17 protein-coding genes and 1 tRNA gene are annotated in these 17,814 nt (G+C 33.9%); 6 read left to right on the forward strand and 12 right to left on the reverse strand.

The window, feature by feature from the left end:
- Positions 1-30 precede the first annotated feature (30 nt).
- Both LZQ00_RS02300 and LZQ00_RS02305 read left to right on the forward strand, forming a co-directional pair.
- The gene (locus tag LZQ00_RS02300; protein WP_234511571.1) at positions 31-909 is read left to right on the forward strand and encodes an exopolyphosphatase; all 879 of its coding nucleotides are present in this window, start codon (positions 31-33) and stop codon (positions 907-909) included.
- Positions 910-996: 87 nt separating this feature from the next.
- Positions 997-1,080, forward strand: a tRNA-Leu gene (locus LZQ00_RS02305).
- A gap of 239 nt (positions 1,081-1,319) precedes the next feature.
- Here LZQ00_RS02305 and LZQ00_RS02310 read toward each other — a convergent pair.
- Together LZQ00_RS02310 and LZQ00_RS02315 are read right to left on the reverse strand one after the other, a co-directional pair.
- Entirely contained in the window at positions 1,320-2,963 is a 1,644-nt protein-coding gene (locus tag LZQ00_RS02310; protein ID WP_234511573.1) for a serine hydrolase, read from the reverse strand.
- Between the two features lie 49 nt (positions 2,964-3,012).
- The gene (locus LZQ00_RS02315) at positions 3,013-3,351 is read right to left on the reverse strand and encodes a DUF6249 domain-containing protein (RefSeq protein ID WP_234511575.1); all 339 of its coding nucleotides are present in this window, start codon (positions 3,349-3,351) and stop codon (positions 3,013-3,015) included.
- A gap of 123 nt (positions 3,352-3,474) precedes the next feature.
- Between LZQ00_RS02315 and LZQ00_RS02320 the strand changes: the two genes are divergently transcribed.
- Together LZQ00_RS02320 and LZQ00_RS02325 are read left to right on the forward strand one after the other, a co-directional pair.
- The gene (locus LZQ00_RS02320; protein WP_234511577.1) at positions 3,475-4,062 is read left to right on the forward strand and encodes an RNA polymerase sigma factor; all 588 of its coding nucleotides are present in this window, start codon (positions 3,475-3,477) and stop codon (positions 4,060-4,062) included.
- A complete protein-coding gene (locus LZQ00_RS02325; RefSeq protein ID WP_234511578.1) occupies positions 4,059-4,418 on the forward strand; it encodes a hypothetical protein in 360 nt (119 codons plus the stop codon). The genes LZQ00_RS02320 and LZQ00_RS02325 overlap by 4 nt, the downstream gene beginning before the upstream one ends.
- A gap of 99 nt (positions 4,419-4,517) precedes the next feature.
- On the opposite strand, the gene LZQ00_RS02330 is transcribed toward LZQ00_RS02325, so the two are convergent.
- The 8 genes from LZQ00_RS02330 to LZQ00_RS02365 form a co-directional block, all read right to left on the reverse strand.
- The gene (locus LZQ00_RS02330; RefSeq protein ID WP_234511580.1) at positions 4,518-5,312 is read right to left on the reverse strand and encodes a (Fe-S)-binding protein; all 795 of its coding nucleotides are present in this window, start codon (positions 5,310-5,312) and stop codon (positions 4,518-4,520) included.
- 21 nt (positions 5,313-5,333) lie between these two features.
- On the reverse strand, positions 5,334-6,632 hold the full coding sequence (locus LZQ00_RS02335) for a (Fe-S)-binding protein (protein ID WP_234511582.1): 1,299 nt from the start codon (positions 6,630-6,632) through the stop codon (positions 5,334-5,336).
- Positions 6,633-7,098: 466 nt separating this feature from the next.
- A complete protein-coding gene (locus tag LZQ00_RS02340; protein WP_234511584.1) occupies positions 7,099-7,740 on the reverse strand; it encodes an OmpH family outer membrane protein in 642 nt (213 codons plus the stop codon).
- Positions 7,741-7,779: 39 nt separating this feature from the next.
- Positions 7,780-8,313 carry an OmpH family outer membrane protein gene (locus LZQ00_RS02345; RefSeq protein ID WP_234511586.1) on the reverse strand — a complete coding sequence of 178 codons (534 nt, stop codon included), beginning with the start codon at positions 8,311-8,313 and terminating at the stop codon, positions 7,780-7,782.
- 79 nt (positions 8,314-8,392) lie between these two features.
- Positions 8,393-10,960, reverse strand: a complete 2,568-nt coding sequence (bamA, locus tag LZQ00_RS02350; protein ID WP_234511587.1) for an outer membrane protein assembly factor BamA — start codon at positions 10,958-10,960, stop codon at positions 8,393-8,395.
- 121 nt (positions 10,961-11,081) lie between these two features.
- Complete coding sequence (locus LZQ00_RS02355) at positions 11,082-11,864, reverse strand: isoprenyl transferase (protein WP_262910929.1); 783 nt, start codon at positions 11,862-11,864, stop codon at positions 11,082-11,084.
- A 407-nt stretch (positions 11,865-12,271) separates the two neighbouring features.
- The gene (locus LZQ00_RS02360; RefSeq protein WP_234511591.1) at positions 12,272-13,159 is read right to left on the reverse strand and encodes an NAD kinase; all 888 of its coding nucleotides are present in this window, start codon (positions 13,157-13,159) and stop codon (positions 12,272-12,274) included.
- A 71-nt stretch (positions 13,160-13,230) separates the two neighbouring features.
- Entirely contained in the window at positions 13,231-13,893 is a 663-nt protein-coding gene (locus LZQ00_RS02365) for a CBS domain-containing protein (protein ID WP_234511593.1), read from the reverse strand.
- 230 nt (positions 13,894-14,123) lie between these two features.
- On the opposite strand from LZQ00_RS02365, the gene LZQ00_RS02370 reads away from it, so the two are divergent.
- Together LZQ00_RS02370 and LZQ00_RS02375 are read left to right on the forward strand one after the other, a co-directional pair.
- Positions 14,124-14,957: a 1-acyl-sn-glycerol-3-phosphate acyltransferase gene (locus LZQ00_RS02370; protein ID WP_234511595.1), complete on the forward strand. Its 834-nt coding sequence runs from the start codon at positions 14,124-14,126 to the stop codon at positions 14,955-14,957.
- A 4-nt stretch (positions 14,958-14,961) separates the two neighbouring features.
- Positions 14,962-15,921, forward strand: a complete 960-nt coding sequence (locus LZQ00_RS02375) for a GNAT family N-acetyltransferase (RefSeq protein ID WP_234511596.1) — start codon at positions 14,962-14,964, stop codon at positions 15,919-15,921.
- Between the two features lie 28 nt (positions 15,922-15,949).
- Here LZQ00_RS02375 and LZQ00_RS02380 read toward each other — a convergent pair whose 3' ends face one another.
- Both LZQ00_RS02380 and LZQ00_RS02385 read right to left on the reverse strand, forming a co-directional pair.
- A complete protein-coding gene (locus LZQ00_RS02380; protein WP_234511598.1) occupies positions 15,950-17,281 on the reverse strand; it encodes a DEAD/DEAH box helicase in 1,332 nt (443 codons plus the stop codon).
- Positions 17,282-17,387: 106 nt separating this feature from the next.
- Complete coding sequence (locus LZQ00_RS02385; protein WP_234511600.1) at positions 17,388-17,711, reverse strand: GNAT family N-acetyltransferase; 324 nt, start codon at positions 17,709-17,711, stop codon at positions 17,388-17,390.
- Positions 17,712-17,814: the final 103 nt, after the last annotated feature.

The following is a 17,814-nucleotide window of genomic DNA, read 5'->3' on the forward strand; positions in this document are numbered from 1 at the left end:
AATTAATTTCATTACTTAAAATGTATTCAAGTGAGGTATGCTGCGATCGATATTGGTTCAAATGCTGTTAGGCTTTTAATTGCTGATATTATTCAAGAAAAAGAAGGTTTTTCTTTTAAAAAAAATACACTGCTACGCGTTCCATTACGTCTAGGCGATGATGCTTTTATCCATCACAAATTATCACCGAAGAAGGCTGAAAATTTGGTTAAAACAATGCGTGCATTTCGTGAACTTATGGACGTTTATAACGTAGAAGATTATATGGCCTGTGCAACATCTGCTATGCGTGATGTAGACAATGGGCCAGAAGTCGTTAAACAAGTTCGTGAGATCGGTATTAATATCGATATTATTGATGGAACGAAAGAAGCAGAAATTATCTATAATAGCCATTTGAATACTGAAATGGATTTAGATAAGGTTTACCTATATATAGATGTTGGAGGTGGTAGTACAGAATTATCACTATTTGCTAACGCTAAATTGGTCAATTCAAAATCCTTTAATTTAGGCACCATTCGTATTTTAGATAACCAAGATGAACAAGAAACTTGGGAAGATATGAAAGAATGGGTTGTGAATAATACGAAGATGTACAAACAAGTATATGGTATTGGTACAGGTGGAAATATCAATAAACTATCTCGTTTAGCAAGTGAAAAAGCGGATAAACCGATTTCCTATGCAAAGTTGAAAGCCCTGTATCATTATTTGACTTCTTATTCATTAAAAGAACGTATTACGCAATTGGGGTTGAACGATGATCGTGCCGATGTAATTATTCCTGCTACAGAAATTTTTATGACGATCATGCGATACGGTCATTTAAAACAAATCATGGTACCTCGCGTGGGCTTAGTGGACGGTGTGATTCAAACATTAATAAAAAAGAATCTACTGAAGTAGAAGGGGAATTAAATTTTCTATTCTTAGCAAAAATTGCTTGTAGAATTTAAAAAAACAATTAAATTTGCGATACCATTTTGAAAATAGGCCCAGGTGGCGAAATTGGTAGACGCACCATCTTGAGGGGGTGGCGCCTGTATGGGTGTGGCAGTTCGAATCTGCTTCTGGGTACAATTTTAAATATATATTCTTAAAGTATTAATCGGACTTTGAATACTTCAAAGTCCGATTTTTTTATGCCAAATTTATGGTATAGAACTTCCAGCTTTGTTCAAAATCTTTAATAATAACAGGAAATTATAAGGGTATTTGTAAACTCTTATTTCAATTTTGGTTGATCCATTGTTTACCACAATCTATAATTACCAAAATATTTTGACTTCCTAATAGTACATATAGTCATAACTTATTTAAAATTTCTTAGCGATCATTTCAGTATTTTGGATTTTGGTCAGACTAATAACATTACCTTTGGCATCGACATTAAAGATGATGGAAGCATCCAAATCCCTAGCGAAAAATTCATGTTCCGCGAAAGGAACTAATTCTTTTCTATCGTTTCCAACTTGTCCGAATAGTTTATTGTTATCTGTAACTACTTCAAAAATAGGTCCTGGATTAAACTGATATCTACCTATATAACGTTGCAACAACTTGAACGGTATCCTGATTTTCTTTTGCGCTACGACCTTAATGTTTTTACGATTCCCCTTGTTAGGTAGCCCAGTACCTTTGATCGTAAAACCATTTATCCTCCCAAAAGAGTCTTTATTAAAATTGAAAATAGTCAGGCTATTATCTAATACGAAATGATCTTTTTCATAAGGGATCAAGCGGGTTCTTAAACCACCAAGGTTATAATACATGAGGTTTCCGTCTTGTAGTCTGATGGTGTATTCACCACCATTTTCCAGCTTGTATACTCCCTGATAGGTTTCCAACTTAGCATCTGTCATGGTTATTGGTTTATAATCATAAGGCTTTCCCAAAGCAACAGCTAGCATTTTGGATGCAAGGATGTCCAAATCAGTAGGACTGTCGCAATTTCTAAAAATAGATATTAATAAGTTTTCCTCTGGCAGATAGGCTACATAAGTAAAAAAACCATTTACTACCCCAACATGCTTAACGCTTGCACTTCCTTGTACATTGCCGATCTCCCAACCATATCCATAACCTGTTAACCGCCCATTGCTGAGTCTATAAGAGGAGTATGCTTTTTTTAGAGATTCGGGTTGTAAAAACTGACCATTATATAAAGCGCTGTACCATTTTTGAATGTCCGCTGGGTTAGCAGCCAACGAACCCGCAGCATAAGGTAAGGTCATGTTTAGATAATCCGAGTTTTGATAATGTCCGTTTCTCTGTGTATATCCTGAAACCCTACCATCGATCAGTTTGGTGGGGCTATCGTAATACGAATTATTCATCCCTAAAGCCTTAAAAATAGTCTCTTCGATATATTCTCCATATGGTTTTCCTGTAACTTTTTCTATAATATAGCCCAACAGTATGTAGCCTGAGTTAGAATATTTGTAGTCTGTTCCTGGTTTATATTCTAGAGGTTCATCTTTAAAAAGATCCACAAGTTGTTTAGGACTTAAATTCTTTCGTTTTAATTCTTCGGTGAAACTGGGCAATCCAGTATAGTTTATTACTCCAGAAGTATGTGTCAATAGAGCTTCAATAGAGATGGCTTCATTTTTTTGTGGAAAATCTGGGATGTATTTGTGGATATCATCAGTAAGTGATAATTTCCCTTGTTCCATCAACTTCAAGATTGCACAGGCTGTAAACTGTTTGGTGATCGATCCGAGGCGGAATACATCCTCCGTTTTCATGTCCACATCGAGTTCGATGTTTGCCTTGCCAAAAGCTTTTTTATAAAGTAGCTGATCACCTCGAGAAATGTAAATTACGGTGCCTGGAGAGTTCTTTGGAAGTTCGTCGGTGGCCAATGAGTCAAATAAATAATTGTTGGCTTGCCCTAGGGTAATTGCAGGTGCAAGGATAGAAAAGATAAGGCACAGCAATGCCTGTAATGATGTTTTCATTTTCTAAGAATTAATGTAAATATGAATGAATAATGTTTTAGCGGTTATGCTAACCTCTTTTTTGTATTTGTTTTAATAAGACATAAGAGGAGATCAGTGCTATACCCAAACTGAGAAATACACAAAAAATAATAATCTCTAGTTTTTGTAGGGGGAAAAAAAAGCTTATTGTGACACCTGCTGCAATTCCAAGTGCAATTCCGATACTGATTATTCCTAGTATAAGTAAAAAAGGTAAAGGATTAGACTGGCCTTTGAAATGATCAGGTGCAAGCCCCCTTGCGATAATTTCCATGCGCTCTTTGTGCCTAGTGGTGAAATAATAATAGCTGATCCCAAATATGACCAAGGATATAGATATAAATAATGCCGCTGAAGTACTTTCCATGTTAATTAGTTTTGTTAATTTTCTAATAAGACTGAAAGTATTGAACATTGGTCACATTTGTGACCAATGTTTTTAATATATAGTCTAACCAATTAGTATAAGGAAATCAATTTAGCCTCAAGCATGCTGTTCAGGAAAATTCGTAAAGAAGAAGATTATTACTTAAAGAAAGCAATTCTCGGTGAAAGGGAAGGTTTTGAATATCTTGTGGATACTTATCGAAACTTGGCTTATACAGTGGCCTTCAAAATTTGCGGGAACAGAGAGAATGCAGAAGAAGTGGTACAGGATGCATTTATGAAGGCTTTTAATGCGTTGGCTACTTTTCGTAGTGCAGCCAAGTTTTCGACTTGGCTTTATAAGATTGTTTACCATACGGCTTTAACGAAAAAAAGCTCAAGATGCATGGATAGTGTAGAGCTTAATGATGAATCGGGTGACTTGGTATATGTTCTGGATGAAAAAAAGGAATTTAATGGTTTGTTTCAAGCTGATCGGAAAGAATATATCAACTTGGGGCTCGCACAACTAGTGGAAGAGGAAAGGATTGTGGTAACACTTCATTATCTGGGAGAAAAAAGTATCGCAGAAATCGCAGAAATACTAGAGATTGGAAAATCTGCAATTAAAATGAGGTTGATGCGAGGAAGAAGAAAACTGGAGGAATCACTTAAAGGTTTATTAAAAGAAGAATTGAAAGATCTGTTATGAAAAAAGGAAAATTAAAAGAGAATGACCAACTCGCAGTCCTGCTCAAGCAAGAGCTAATGGATATACCTTCAGCTGAATTTTCAGATAAATTGTTACGTACATCTATGAACAGTTACAGCATAAGTTACAGCACAAAATATCGAAAAGAAGAGCGCTTAGGAAAAGTTATTATGATTATATTGGTATTTTTCAACTTCATGATGCTGTATCTTCTGAAGCCTCTTGGTATGCATCCGGCTATATTATTGAGTTTCTTAGCTCTCGCAGTTGGTATTGGTTTTTTGCTTTGGATGAATGTAAAGGCAGTTGGGGTTGTGTTTACAGATCGCAAATTGAAGACTAAATTCCCAGCTTGAAAAAAATGAAATGGGGGCAAATAGATTCAATCAGTAATTTAAATGCTCAAAAGTATGGTAACTAAAGGAAAGAGGTCTGGAAATTTTCCAGACCTCTTTTTATATGTTATTGGCTCTTACCGTTATTTCTGCGATATCCAGAACTTCTATTTCTTGTTCCTTCTCCTTGATCTTTACCCCATCTTTTAACATCGTCATACAAAATGGACAGGCAGCAGCAACAATTGTAGCCTGGCTATTGATTACTTCTTCTATACGTTCGATGTTGATGTCTTTTGTGCCTTTCTCGGGTTCTTTGAACATCTGTCCACCACCAGCGCCACAACAAAGTCCATTGCTCTTACATCTCTTTAATTCGATCAATTGTGCATCTAAACTTTCTAGTACTTTTCTAGGGGCTTCATAGACTTCATTAGCACGACCTAAATAACAAGGATCATGGTACGTTATCTTTTTGCCCTGAAAGGCATGACCATCGGCAGGTTTTAATTTTCCTTCGTCAATTAAACTTTGGATTAACTGGGTATGATGAATCAATTCATAGTTTCCTCCCAATGCCGGGTATTCGTTCTTTAGCGTATTGAAACAATGTGGACAAGCTGTTACAATCTTTTTGACTTCATAACCATCCAAAACTTGAATGTTCATCATTGCTTGCATTTGAAACAAAAATTCATTTCCTGATCGTTTGGCCGGGTCACCGGTACAGCTTTCTTCTGTACCCAATATCGCATATTTTATTCCTACATGTTGAAGGATACGACAAATATCACGGGTTATTTTTTGAGCTCTTTCATCAAAACTTCCTGCACAACCTACCCAAAAAAGAATATCTGCGGTTTCACCTTTAGCCATTAGTTCGGCCATTGTTGGGACATGTAATTCGTTTTCCATGATTTTTATTTTATATAAAGCTTATTGTTGTGAAGTCCAATTTGCACGATCCATTTGAGAATATTTCCATGGAGCACCATTATTTTCAACATTTCCAAACATCGCGTTGATACTGGCTGGAGCTTGTGATTCTTCCATAACAGAAAATCGCCTAAGCTCCACAATAATTTCTAGCGGATTAATATTGACAGGACATTGCTCTACACAGGCATTACAGCTTGTACATGCCCACAGTTCTTCACGTGTGATATAACTATCTAATAAAGATTTCCCATCATCAACATAGGTTCCATTGGTTTGGATGTTTTTACCAACTTCATCAACACGATCTCTTGTGTCCATCATGATTTTTCTAGGAGATAATAACTTCCCTGTAATATTAGCTGGACAAGCAGCTGTACATCGACCACATTCGGTACAGGTGTACGCGTCTAACAAGTTTTTCCAGGTTAAATCCTGTACATCTTTTGCTCCAAAGCGTATTGGTTGATCTGTAGGAGGTGGGGTAAAGGTTGGATCTAACATCGCCTTCACTTCATTTGTTACATTTTCCATATTGGTTAGTTTCCCTTTAGGATCCAAATTAGAAAAATACGTGTTTGGAAATGCTAACAGAATGTGTAAGTGTTTAGAATAAGGTAAATAATTAAGAAATGCCAGAACACCTAAAATATGAAACCACCAACTTGTCCTTTCAATTAAAATCAACGATGACACATCAGAAGGAAGAAGAGACATTAGATACTGGCTGATTGGAAAAGAACCAGCAACAATGTAATGTGAATTTCCATAAAGTTGTAATTTCTGATCAGCAGCATTCATCAATAAGAATGCGGTCATCAATAGAATTTCCGTTATCAGAATTAAATTAGCATCTGTTTTAGGCCAGTTTTTTAATTCAGGGCTATTTAAGCGTTTTAAATGAAGAACATTTCTACGGATTAAAAATACCACACAACCGAGTAATACAGCAAATGCTAACCATTCAAATGAGCTAATTAGAAAAGCATAGAAGTCACCTAGAAAGGATAAGAAACGATGTGTGCCAAATAAGCCATCAATAACAATTTCAATCATTTCAATATTGATGATACAGAAACCAGTGTATACAAAAAGATGTAAAATGGCAGGGACAGGTTTTTTAAACATTTTCTTTTGACCAAATGCGACTAATAGCATGGTTTTAAGACGTTCTTTAGGTCTGTCAGTCCTGTTCAGCGCTCTCCCTAATTTAATGTTTTTATATATCTGTCTGGCATTTTTGGCAAACAGTACGATTGCACTGATGAAGCATAATGCAAATATAAGTTGGTTAATCATATCTTTTTATCACAGTATACACAAATATAATATAAATAATATAGTATGCGTGCATAATATATTATTTATAATTTTTAAAAATTAATAACCTTTTTCGATAATTAAGAATTTCATTTTTTAAGTGGAGACTAGTAACCTAAGCTCGATTTTAAAATAGGACACGTTTGTTCTTACAAACCCAGATAGGTGTGGAATCTACAAATGAAATTAATAATCGAACTCAGGTTAGTATATCTTTAATATGCAAAAGAAGAATACAAATTAGGAGCACTTATTTGTCGAGTTATTTTTGATAACATCAGGATATCAAGTTGATCTAAGATCTATCATATAAACTCGAGTGAAAGTTTATATTGAGAAATGCGGGAGGAGGGAATAAGATAAAAGCAAAAAAAAACAGTAGCCTTTTAAGAGACTACTGTTTTTTTAACAGCTATATACTGTTTTATTTTAGCAATAGATTTACTTATTTTTTAGCTGGGGTTGATGTAGCAGTTGCCGAAATCCCTAATTTAGTTTTAACGGCTCCAGTTAAATCATCACCACCTTGAAAGTAAGGGATGTTTGTGCTTGAAATATCAAATACATAAGCAAAACCTTTTTCTTTTGATACAGCAGTAACAGCTTCAGCTACTTTCTTATGAATAGGAGAAAGTAACTCTTCTTCTTTTTTGTTTAATTCCTCTTGAGCAACACGTTGATTTTCGTTGATGCGAGTTTCAATATCACGTAGCTCTGTTCCTAATTTTTGTAATTCAGGATCTACAGTTTCTTTATTCGCTTCACTTCTATTACGAGCTTTGTCATTCGCTTCTTTTTGTTTTGTTTGATACATTGCATACATATCTTGAAGCTCTTTTGTTTTTCCATCACTCAACGTCTTCAATTGACCTTCCGCTGTTTTGAATTCTGAAGTTGACTGGATAATTTCTGCAAAATTGATGTGTCCAATTTTTTGTTGAGCATGAGCTAACTGAGTTGCAAAAAAAACTGCTACAAATGCAATTGCACCTTTAAATAAATTTTTCATTCTTTCCATTTTAATCTTAGTTGCCTCTTTAAAATTATTTTGAGACAAGTTTGTGTTTCTAATTTTAATAATTAACAATACTCGGTATTCGTTCTCGCAATATTAATAAACAAATATTTACTTTGCAAGTGTTGCATTAGGTTTAAAACCTAATTTAGTAATGACTTCATTACTTTTATCGAGTTTCGGATTGGCATATAGGAATGTTGCTTCTTGACCTTTGTCTAATACAATATCTATTCCTTGAGATGCCGCTAAATCTTGAATTGCTTTTGTTACACGTCCTTGGATGGGTTGTACTAATTGAATACGTTGTTTATATAATTCACCTTCAAAACCAAATTTTTGCTTTTGATAATCTTTTACCTCTTTTTCTTTTTTCACAATCTCATCCTCACGACGTTTACGCATATCTTCGTTTAATAAAACTTGGTCATTTTGATAAGCCTTATATAATCTTTCAATTTCTGCATATTGCTGATCTACTTCTTGTTGCCATTTTTGGGATAGATCATCTAATTGTTTCTGAGCGGACGTATATTCAGGAATATGTTTTAAAATATATTCTGAATCTACATAAGCAAACTGCTGTGCAAAAGTAGTTGACACGGTAACTACAACAAATGCTATTAATAAAACTATTTTTTTCATCTTATTCTTGATTATACTTTCAACTAATATATGAATTTCTTCTATATGACAACGTTTATGATAAAAAGTTTAAGGAGAATTAAAATCCTCCCATGTTTTGCATGATACTAAATGTAAAGTTTTGCTTCCAAGTACTGCTAGGTAATCCTGGAATTGGATCAAATGCATGACCATAATCAATACCCAACATACCAAAGATAGGTAAGAAAATACGTGCACCAACACCAACAGAACGTCTTACTTTGAATGGATTATATTCAGAAAATTTATTCCAAGTATTACCAGCCTCTGCAAAAGCTAACACAAAAACTGTTGCTTGCTCATTTAACATCACAGGATGTCTTAGCTCCATTTGGTATTTCGTATAAATAGGACTTCCTGAGTTTCTTGCTATATTAACATTTTGTGTTCCTTCTGGGATAATCACACCATTTGCATATCCACGCATTGCAATAATTTCCGATCCTTGTAAGAAGTCAAAACCCTGCATACCATCACCACCAACTTTGAAACGCTCAAATGTAGAGATATCAGTTTTGTTAGAATAACGTCCTAAGAAACCAAATTGTGCTTGTGCCTTGAAGACCAATTTACCAGCAATCTTTGCATACCATTGTGAATCAAATTTCCATTTGTGGTATTCTGTCCATTTGTATTTAACATTATTATCAGCAGTTTGATAGTTAATGTCATTAAATAAAGAATAAGGAGGTGTCAATTGCACCGAGAACTTAAGATTAGACCCTGAAGTTGGATAGATAGGTGCATCGATGGTATTGCGGCTGAATTCCTGTGTTAAGTTGATATTATAAGCTGTACCATTATCAAACAAGAAATAGTTTGCATAATTCTGTAATTTATAACGTTGGAATGATAAAGAAGTATTTGCTTGGAACCAGTTATCTGGCCATTGTAAACGCTTACCTAAAGTTGCGGTTACACCGGACATCCAAATACGATTTAACTCCGAATCTTTTACGACTTGTTCTCCTGTATAATAATTGAATCCACCATAAGAAGAACTCGAAGTATAAGCACTTAATCCAAAGTAGATTGGTTTCTTACCACCTAACCAAGGTTCTGAAAATGAGAAACTATACGATTGATAACGTTTACCTGAAGTTTGTCCACGAATACTTAATTTTTGACCATCTCCTCGAGGAAGTGGTTTCCAAGAACTTTTGTCAAAGAAGTTACTTGTTGAGAAGTTATTGAAGGTTAAACCTAATGTACCAATAATTTGTCCAGCACCATAACCACCTGATAATTCAACTTGGTCAGAAGGTTTTTCTGCAACATTATATAAGATATCAACTGTTCCTTCAGCATGGTTTAAGTTTATTGGAAGAGGGTTTGTTTTTTGTTCATCAAAATTACCTAATTGTGCGATTTCACGAACGGATTGCATAATGAGCTCTTTTGAAAACTTTTGACCTGGCTTGGTACGAATAGAACGTAATACAACTCTGTCATTTGTCACATCATTACCTTTAACCAATACATTGTTAATCGTGTATTGTGCTCCTTCATATACGCGAAGGTTTAAGTCAACCGTGTCGTTATATATTCTAGTTTGTTCAGGATCAATAGAAAATGTTAAATAACCATCATTCATATATAAGGATGAAATATCATCACTATTACGCGATGGCCCCATTAGTTTGGTCGTTAATTTCTCTTCGCTGAATACATCACCTTTACGTATACCTAAGATTCTATTTAATACAGTATCTGTATATTTGGCATTTCCAGACCATTTGATATTACCAACATAATACTTTGGACCTTCATAAACCTCAATATCTACGATTACATTTTTATCGTCAACTTTGATAACTGAATCTTTGAGAACTTCAGCATCGCGGAATCCTTTCGCTTGTAGTTTAGAAACTAATGTTTCCTTTGCCTCTTTATATTTTTCTTCTTTAAACTTACCTGGGCCAAATATGCGATACCAAGTTTTTTGTTTAACACCTTTCAGATTTTTACGAAGTTGTTTTTGACTAAATTCTTTATTACCTGTAAAATTAATTTTTTGTACGCGAACTTTATTTTTACGATCAACATCTGCTACCAATATTTCATTATTCGTTTGTGTAGTATCCTTTAAGGTGCTGATTTTAATTTCAGGATATAGATAGGCTTTCTCTTTTAAAAATCGTTGGATGGTATTGCGGGTTGTGTTAATTAAGTTTTCATTAACTACTTTTCCAGCATTGTCATTTAATCTTTTGCGAACTTCTTCAGTTTGACTTTTACTTAAACCATTAATATCTATACGTGTTAAACGAGGTCTTTCAACTACGCGTATATTTAGAAAAATAGTTTCACCTTCAATTTTTTCAGCCCATAATTGCACATCATCAAAAAGACCTTGTGCCATCATAACTTTTACAACATTTGATGTTGCTTCACTCGGAACTTCAATGTATTGACCAACGACAAGTTTTGATATCGTAATTAACACATTGTTATCAAGATGCTGTGTTCCAGAAACTGTAACACCACCAATAATATAGTCTTTCGGGGATAAATAACTTATTTGTGTAGGGTCATTCAGGTTTATAGCAGTTCCATTCACTTGAGCTTGTGCGAATTGTGTTTGGGTACATGCTAAAAATAATATAACAAATAGTATGCGCTTCATTTATAAATTTTTATTGATGCTAAAGTACATCAATCAGTTGTTAATTTTTGTTAATTAAGAAAAATTTAAGAACCAGCAAGGATGAAGGTTAATAATTAGTCAGCAAAGTTACTAATAAAGATTAGATCTGTTCACTAGTTTTTCCAAATCTTCTTTCTCTTTGTTGATAGTCTAGAATGGCTGTGAATAAATCTTCTTGTGAAAATTCGGGCCACATCTTATCTAAAAAGCAGAATTCAGCATAAGCAATCTGCCATAAAAGGAAGTTGCTAATTCTGTACTCTCCACTGGTTCGGATTAATAAATCTGGATTGGGTAAATCTGATGTATATAGATTTTGTTGGAACGTCTCTGTTGTAATTTCTTCTATATTTAACGCTCCTTTAACAACCTTTTCGGCAATTTTTCTTGTTGCTTGTACAATTTCTTCTTGGGAACTGTAACTAAGAGCAAGGGTCAATACGCAATTACTATTATTTGCTGTTAACGCGATAGTCTCTTCCAATTTTTCTTGACAATTTCTAGGAAGTTTAGATAAATCTCCAATGGCATTCAACCGAACGCCATTTTTTTGAAAAGTCTTGATTTCTTTTTTCAAAGAGGAAACCAATAATTCCATTAGCGCAATGACTTCCAATCGAGGTCTATTCCAGTTTTCAGTAGAGAACGCGTATAAAGTTAAATATTTAACACCAACTTTAACGGTAGCTTCCAGAGCTTCTCGAACTGCTTTTACGCCACTTTGATGTCCAAAAATACGTAGTTTGCCCTTTTCTTTAGCCCATCTTCCGTTACCGTCCATAATAATGGCTATATGTTGGGGAAGATTATTTCTATCAATATGATCTATTGTGCTCATGTTCTGTTTCTTTACTTTTACCAGTTTGATGACGGGTAATAACATCATTTAAAATGTATGAAAGCGTGTTATTTTTAATCATTTATCTATTCAAATATGCTGTATCAGGCTAATTTACCCTGATAGCAGATTTTTTTACTTTTGTCGTAATAAGTAAAACAAGATAAAAAAGGTCTAAAAATTAACATAGTAATCAACTTTAGTCTATTCCTTTTCTTACCTATAGAAAATGATACAATCCTCTAGCTGATCTTGTACAATAGCTAGATGTAAATACTAAACCTCTTCCTATTAATAAATCGAAGCTGTATTTGCGATCCGTCTACTACTCAACTTGCTTGCTATTCCAGTTAGGAAAGTTAGAGAACAAATAATGGTTGAACGATTCAAAACATTATTGGCGGTAAAGATAAATCTTTTTGATGAATAGCAAATTAGAAATAATGTTAATATTAATAATTTCTAACATCTATCCCCCAAAGAAGTTTTTCGCGAAGTGTTTCGAAATAACTTTCACCTTCCAATCGGATTAAATTAATGAAAAATGGAGCTTTCGTTATTTTTAGTTTTACATGACTTTCCATTGTTTCATTTTTAGAGTCACAACTTAAAATATATTTTTCCGAACGACTTTCAATTTCCAGTTCTAATTCAAATTCAGATGATATTACTACTGGTCGTACATTTAAATTATGGGGTGAAATTGGTGTAATAACAAAATTACCACTTCCAGGCATAATGATTGGTCCTCCACAGCTAAGAGAATATGCCGTAGATCCCGTTGGTGTTGCGATGATCAAACCATCAGCCCAATAGGAATTTAAAAGTTCCCCATTCAAATAAGCATTTACAGTGATCATGGCAGAGCTATCGTATCTAAAAACAGTAATGTCATTAAGTGCATAATTACTATTTCCTCCAAACAATTCTCTGTTGGGAGATTCTACAGCCAATAGTGCTCTTTTTTGTATTTGGTAATTTTTAGCAATGATTTGATCGATGTACGGTTCAAAATCCGTTTTGTTGATTGTGGCTAGAAAGCCTAATCTTCCAAAATTTATACCGGCTATAGGAATTCCAGAGTTATGTATTAAAGATACTGCGGATAACATCGTCCCATCTCCACCTAAACTGAGCATAAAGTCTGTATCAATCGGTAAATCTTGGTTAGAAGTATAGGTGGAAAAACTTTCAGAACATTTGAATTGTGTTTTTAAAAATTGATAGAAACTGTCATAAATCCAAATTTCAGCTTTTTCCCCCTTTAAATATGCTAATAAATGTTGAACATGGGGAATAACCGAAGGACTAAATTCTCTACCATAAATCGCTATTCTCATATTGTACAGTATTTTTATCTAGCAGTAATTTGTGCATTATTCGTCAAAGATGAGAAAAAAGTAGCGTAATGCTAAATGTTGATGTAATTCATTAATTGTTGATAGCGATCTTCTAAGTCATCAAATTCTTGTAACGTATTGAATGTTTCTATTACATTATAGTTTTGTCGAGCAAAAGAGGATAGTAGACTAGCTATATTTGATTTATTTACTTTTAAAGTAACTTCAAGCGATGATTTTTCTGGAATTGCCTGAGTAGCGCAATTGAGTATTTGACAATTTTCAGCTTCTACTAGATGCGAAATTTTAGACAATGAAAAATCGTGAATACCAATCTCCAAAACAACAACAGCACCTATTTCATTCATTGATTGTAATATAGAAATGGCTTTCAACAATTCTAAAGAAGTTAACATACCCATGAATGTATTATTTTCATCTAAGACAGGTAATATATCAATATGATAAGCTGTCATTAAACGAATGGCATCATAAGGATGTTGGTTTGCCTTAATATAGATGGGATCTGTTCTTAAATGGATCGTCGCAATAGTAAATTGATCATCTAGCGCATTTAATAAGTCATTTTGGGTAATATACCCTAAATAATTAGCGCCATCTACGATAGGTAATAAATGAAATTGAAAGTCCTCCATACGATCTAAAGCAAACGCGATGGTATCTGTTTGTTTTATGGTCGTGTTTTGTGATAAAGGGATGTTCGCTATATACATGTCAATTATTTATCTGTATACTATTGACTCTAAATTTAATAAAATGTTTAAATAAAAGTGTTTTTATTAACAAAAAAGATTAACGTCGTTAGGCGTCATTAAATTTTTACTTAAAATTTGCACACTTTATCCATTATTAATAATGGATTGTGCGAATTTTATCTATTTTTACAAAAGTGCGATTTATATTTTAAATATATAATGAAGTTAAATCATAGTGCTGAAATTTTATGAGTGAAGTTGCAAATCAAAAATTCATTGAAGTAAGAGAAGTTATTCGAAAGAAAAGTCCAAAATTAGCGAAATGGATTCCATCTTTCTTATTGAAATATTTAGAACGCACTATTCACGAAGATGATATCAATGATATCATGACACGCTTTGCAGATTTGCAGGGATTAGATTTTGTAGATGCTTTAATTGCGGATTTGGGAGTTCATGTAAAACTAAAAGGTGCAGAAAATATCCCTACTGACGAAAGTGTTATTTTTGCATCCAATCATCCATTAGGTGGTTTAGATGGAATAGCCTTTATGCATGCAATAGGACAGTATCGTAAAGACGTCAAATTTTTAGTGAACGATATATTGATGAATGTCGGGAACTTACAACCTCTTTTCATACCCGTTAATAAATTGGGAGGGCAAGGCAAGGATGGCATTGCTGCAATTGAACAAGCCTATGCTTCTGACAGTGCTCTATTAGTATTTCCTGCAGGTTTAGTTTCTCGGAAACAGAGTGATGGTCGTATTGAAGACCTCGAATGGAAGAAAAGTTTTATAAATAAAGCAAAGAAATATAAAAAAAATATCGTACCGGTATATATTGAGGGTAAAAACTCTAACTTTTTTTATAATTTTGCAAGGCTAAGACAAAAGATTGGCTTAAAGGCAAATTTGGAAATGCTTTATCTGCCTGATGAAATGTTTTCTCAACGCAACCAGACAGTAACTATTGTCATTGGCGAGAAAATATCTTACACACATTTTGATCAATCTAAAGGTGAAAAAAAGTGGGCCGAAGAGGTGAAACGATTGGTTTACGGAATGTCTCAAGAAAAATAGAATTATGCAAGAAATTATTGCTCCAGTTGATAGAAAATTATTAAAAGCAGAATTAGGAAAGGACGCTTTTATACGATATACCAACAATGGAAATAACGAAATATATTTAATCAACTATCATCATGCACCCAATGTGATGCGTGAGATTGGAAGATTAAGAGAATTGACTTTTAGAGGTGCTGGAGGAGGTACAGGACTATCCATTGATATTGATGAAAATGATACTTGTGCAGATTGTTATGATCAATTAATCGCTTGGAATCCTGATGAAGAGGAGATTGTCGCAGGATACCGTGTGATTAAATGTACAGATGCAGCGATTATAGATGGCGTTCCTAATTTATCTACGGCGCATTATTTTGAGTTTTCTGAACGTTTTAAAAAGGATTATTTACCTTATACCATTGAGTTAGGAAGATCTTTTGTACAACCAAAATTTCAACCTGCTATTGACAATCGAAAAGGTATCTTCTCGTTGGATAACTTGTGGGATGGTCTTGGTGCGTTGGTCATGATCAATCCAGATATTAAATATCTTTTTGGTAAAGTAACGATGTATCCGCATTATAATAAAGAAGCAAGAGATATGTTGCTTTATTTTATGGAATATCATTTTCCAGATAAGGAAAATCTAGTAGTACCACTACCTAGCTTAAATTGTGAAAATGATTTTTCTAAGTATGAAGGTATGTTTGATGGGTTGGATTATAAAGAATCCTATAAACTATTAAACAGTAAGGTTCGCGCATTAGGTGAGAACATTCCTCCATTGATCAATACTTATATGAATCTTTCTCCAACAATGAAATCATTCGGTACAGCAATCAATGATGAATTTGGTGAAGTAGAAGAAACGGGTATTTTGATTACAATTGCTGATGTATATCCTGTCAAAAAAGAAAGGCATATGACCACTTTCGAACGCGATCGGGAGTATGGTAATAAAAAATCAAAGAGAGGCTAAAACCTCTCTTTTTTATTTTTAATATATTCTAAACAGAAGAATCTCTTCTTCTTGAAGAATTTCCACCCCTATTTCTGTTTTCAGATCGAGCGCCTGTATTATTTCTTCTATTGCCATTTCCACTACTATGACCTGCCCCTTGACCATTTCTTGGATTAGAAGAGGTTTTTCTTGCAGGTCTGCCAGTTGCTTTTGCTGCAGGCTTTTTGGGTGCTACCCCTGTAATATGTAGGGCATAAGGATGTTTTTCCACTAATGGAATATCCATACGGATAGATTTTTGAATATCTAAGAGGAATGCATATTCTTCTTCATCACAAAATGAAATCGCTTGTCCATCTTTACCAGCTCTACCCGTACGCCCTATACGGTGTACATAAGATTCAGGAATATTTGGTAAATCATAATTGATAACAAATGCTAATTCATCGATATCAATACCACGAGCAGCAATATCTGTTGCTACTAAAATGCGTAATGTTCTATCTTTGAAATTTCTAAGTGCATTTTGACGAGCACTCTGAGATTTATTACCATGGATAGCCGCTGCTTGAATATTCTTTCTTGCAAGATCCTTTACAATTCGATCTGCTCCATGTTTTGTTTTTGAGAAAACTAATGCATGGCTGATATTTTTTTCTTTTAAAATATGGATCAATAAATCCTTCTTATCATTTTTCTTAACGTAATATACCTCTTGTTGAATTTTTTCGGCTGTAGTCGATTCTGGCGTGACTTCAACTTTTATGGGATCAACTAAGATATGATTGGCTAATTTCTGAATCTCAGGGGGCATCGTCGCAGAGAAAAATAATGTTTGCCTTTTTTCAGGAATGAGCTTGATTAACTTTTTTACATCATGGATGAATCCCATATCCAACATACGATCAGCCTCATCAAGAACGAAAAATTCTAAATGTTTTAAATCAATATATCCCTGTCCATATAGGTCAAGTAAGCGACCAGGTGTTGCTATTAATACATCAATACCTCTTTTTAGAGCATCACGTTGAGGTTGTTGACCTACACCTCCAAAAACCACGAGACTTTTAAGAGGTAGATCTTTTGAATATTGATTAAAGTTTTCTTCAATTTGAATAGCTAATTCGCGAGTAGGTGTTAACACTAACGCGCGAATATTTTTTTTCGCAGTTTTAACTTTTGAGTAGCTTAACATTTGCAGAATAGGAATAGCAAAAGCTGCTGTTTTTCCAGTTCCTGTTTGAGCGCAACCTAATAAATCATTTTTTCTGAAAATAATGGGAATCGCCTGTTCCTGAATAGGAGTAGGAGTAGTATATCCGACAGCGTCCAATGCCTTAAGGATTGGCGCTATGAGTTTTAAATCTTGAAATTGCAATCTTATTTATGTATTTGTAAGTTGCAAAGGTAACTTAATTTTATGGATTGCAGTCCTAATTTGTTGAAACAATTATTTTTTTCTAACCTGAAAATAAGATTAATACCTACTTATCTTCCATAAATCCTTCAAAACTTGGATCCACAATTTCCTTCCATTCAGGGTGTTTTTCTATGTAAGCGTATACCAAAGGACACAATGGAAAAAGTGTATAATGATGTTCTTTTAAATAGTGTAATGTCTTTTCAATAACAGCTGTTGCAGCACCCTGACCTGCGAGTTGAGGAGCAGACTCCGTATGCGTAAGCCAAATTTTGCTAGGTCTTTCTTTATATTCGATAAAAGCTTGATATTCTCCGATGTGAAGTTCAAAATGATTCAAATGATCATTTTTTATTAAAGGAATGGTGATAAACTCTTCTGTCATCATGTTGTTTTGTTTATATCTAATATAACAATAATAGTTCTGTTATTGTTTTTATTTTTTGATATACATTACATGAATAAATTGTTAAGATATGATGTGTTCAATT

It is taken from the genome of Sphingobacterium sp. SRCM116780 (genome assembly GCF_021442025.1).
Lineage (GTDB): Bacteria > Bacteroidota > Bacteroidia > Sphingobacteriales > Sphingobacteriaceae > Sphingobacterium.

Bases quoted from the DNA above. Each gene is read 5' to 3' on its own strand.
- LZQ00_RS02310 (WP_234511573.1), bottom strand. From the start codon at position 2,963: ATGAAAACATCATTACAGGCATTGCTGTGCCTTATCTTTTCTATCCTT.
- LZQ00_RS02315 (WP_234511575.1), bottom strand. From the start codon at position 3,351: ATGGAAAGTACTTCAGCGGCATTATTTATATCTATATCCTTGGTCATA.
- LZQ00_RS02320 (WP_234511577.1), top strand. From the start codon at position 3,475: ATGCTGTTCAGGAAAATTCGTAAAGAAGAAGATTATTACTTAAAGAAA.
- LZQ00_RS02325 (WP_234511578.1), top strand. From the start codon at position 4,059: ATGAAAAAAGGAAAATTAAAAGAGAATGACCAACTCGCAGTCCTGCTC.
- LZQ00_RS02330 (WP_234511580.1), bottom strand. From the start codon at position 5,312: ATGGAAAACGAATTACATGTCCCAACAATGGCCGAACTAATGGCTAAA.
- LZQ00_RS02335 (WP_234511582.1), bottom strand. From the start codon at position 6,632: ATGATTAACCAACTTATATTTGCATTATGCTTCATCAGTGCAATCGTA.
- LZQ00_RS02345 (WP_234511586.1), bottom strand. From the start codon at position 8,313: ATGAAAAAAATAGTTTTATTAATAGCATTTGTTGTAGTTACCGTGTCA.
- bamA (WP_234511587.1), bottom strand. From the start codon at position 10,960: ATGAAGCGCATACTATTTGTTATATTATTTTTAGCATGTACCCAAACA.
- LZQ00_RS02355 (WP_262910929.1), bottom strand. From the start codon at position 11,864: ATGTTATTACCCGTCATCAAACTGGTAAAAGTAAAGAAACAGAACATG.
- LZQ00_RS02360 (WP_234511591.1), bottom strand. From the start codon at position 13,159: ATGAGAATAGCGATTTATGGTAGAGAATTTAGTCCTTCGGTTATTCCC.
- LZQ00_RS02365 (WP_234511593.1), bottom strand. From the start codon at position 13,893: ATGTATATAGCGAACATCCCTTTATCACAAAACACGACCATAAAACAA.
- LZQ00_RS02370 (WP_234511595.1), top strand. From the start codon at position 14,124: ATGAGTGAAGTTGCAAATCAAAAATTCATTGAAGTAAGAGAAGTTATT.
- LZQ00_RS02375 (WP_234511596.1), top strand. From the start codon at position 14,962: ATGCAAGAAATTATTGCTCCAGTTGATAGAAAATTATTAAAAGCAGAA.
- LZQ00_RS02385 (WP_234511600.1), bottom strand. From the start codon at position 17,711: ATGATGACAGAAGAGTTTATCACCATTCCTTTAATAAAAAATGATCAT.